The sequence below is a fragment of the Streptomyces sp. NPDC104309 genome, from assembly GCF_055584025.1.
In genome coordinates, this window is the sequence record NZ_JBVJMV010000140.1 from 1 (window position 1) to 1,603 (window position 1,603).

Annotated in this window: 2 protein-coding genes and 1 pseudogene; 1 reads left to right on the forward strand and 2 read right to left on the reverse strand. The window is 67.3% G+C overall.

Annotated features, from left to right (window positions below; all coding sequences use genetic code 11):
- Positions 1 to 71: 71 nt before the first annotated feature.
- Positions 72 to 935, reverse strand: a complete 864-nt coding sequence (locus tag ACZ68L_RS46860) for an IS3 family transposase (RefSeq protein ID WP_469591035.1) — start codon at positions 933 to 935, stop codon at positions 72 to 74.
- On the reverse strand, positions 883 to 1,083 hold the full coding sequence (locus ACZ68L_RS46865) for a transposase (protein ID WP_469591037.1): 201 nt from the start codon (positions 1,081 to 1,083) through the stop codon (positions 883 to 885). Before ACZ68L_RS46865 ends, ACZ68L_RS46860 begins: the two co-directional genes overlap by 53 nt.
- Positions 1,084 to 1,257: 174 nt before the next feature.
- Between ACZ68L_RS46865 and ACZ68L_RS46870 the strand changes: the two are divergent.
- Positions 1,258 to 1,489, forward strand: a pseudogene (locus ACZ68L_RS46870) (transposase family protein); the annotation flags it as partial.
- Positions 1,490 to 1,603 lie beyond the last annotated feature (114 nt).

Sequence of the window (1,603 nt, forward strand, 5' to 3'; positions counted from 1 at the left end):
GTTCGTGTCTCCGATGCCTACACACCAGACTCACCCGCCCCAGCACCGCACAGGGCACGATCGCGACGTCTTCACCCAATTGGGCAACAGGGTCCTTCGATGAAGTCGAAGATCGCGGTGCGGGCGGTGGCCCGGCTGGGCCAGGCGGAGGTGCCGAGCAGTTCGCGTTTGATGGTCGAGAAGAGCGACTTGGCGAGCGCGTTGTCCCAGCATTGGCCGGTGCGGCCGACCGGCAGTCGGATTCCGAACTGGGCTGCCAAGGCGGCGAATTGCTGGCTGGTGTATTGGCAGCCGCGGTCCGAGTGGAAGATCACGGGACGGGTGGGGCGACGCTGTCGGCAGGCGGCTGTCAGTGCGTCGGCTACCAGCTTGGTTCGCAGGTGGTCGGCGGTTGCCCAGCCGACCACGCGCCGGGAGGCGATGTCGATGACCGTGGCCAGATAGAGCCAGCCCTCGTCGGTCGGGATGTATGTGATGTCGCCGCACCAGCGGGCATCGAGCCCGATGCGGCCGGGCTGGAAGTCCCGGACGATGAGGTCGGGACGCAAGGCAGCCTTGGGGTCGGGGATCGTGGTCACGTGCCGTCGGCGGCGGCGCCGGCCTTGCAGCCCGGCGGCCCGCATCAGTCGTGCGACACGACGCCGGCCGCACACGGCGCCCTCGCGCGTGAGCACGGCATGCACGCGCGGGGCACCGTAGGTCCCGCGCGATCGCGTATGGACTGCGGTGATCTGCTCGGTCAGCTTGGCATCCCGCACCGCACGAGGACCGGGCAGGCCGGAGCGACGGGCATAGAAGGCGGTCCGGGAGACCTTCATCAGCTCACACGCCCGTTTGGCGCTGTGGCCTGCACGCTTCTCCGCCTCGATGAACGGTGCACCGTCACCGGGTCTCCTTCGCGAAGAAAGCTGTGGCCCGCTTGAGGATGTCAACATCCTCGCGCAGCCGACGGTTCTCCCGCCGCAACGCGGCCAGTTCCTCGCGCTCGCCGCTGGTCAGCCCGTTGCGCTCACCCGCGTCGACCTCTGCCTGCTTCACCCAGTCCCACACTGCGGTCTCGGTCAGTTCGAAGTCCTTGGCCACTTGACCGACCGAGCGGTCACCCCGTCAGCACAGCCCGACGATCTCGGCCTTGAACTCCGGCGTAAACGAACGGCGAGGGCGGCGAGGCTTCTTCTTCCCCATGCTCTCCATGATGGACATCCTCCCGGGGATGAACCCCAGATCTCGAATGTCCGTCAAAGCGGATCAAGCCCACTGGCGGAGTGCGACCGGGTCGGCGACAGCCGGGCCGACTACTCCCACAAGCACCACCGGCACGGGGTGAACGTGCAGGAGGTGACCGACCCGATTGGGCGGCTGCTGTGCATCTCGCCTGCACTGCCCGGCCGCACGCACGACCTGACCGCGGCCCCACCGGATCATTCGGATCTGCGAGCGTCAGGGCGTTCCAGTCCTGGCCGACCGCGCCTACATGGGAGCCGGACCGTGAGTGACGACGCCCCTCAGACCGGAAGATTTCAAGTCCAGTGAGACGGTCGTGACGCTATGAGGTTTGTGGTGTGGGTTCCCTGCGCTTGGCTGGGTCGTTGATCCATGCGGT

Excerpts from the sequence above, each read along its gene's own strand:
- ACZ68L_RS46860 (WP_469591035.1), bottom strand. The coding sequence starts at position 935 with ATGTTGACATCCTCAAGCGGGCCACAGCTTTCTTCGCGAAGGAGACCC.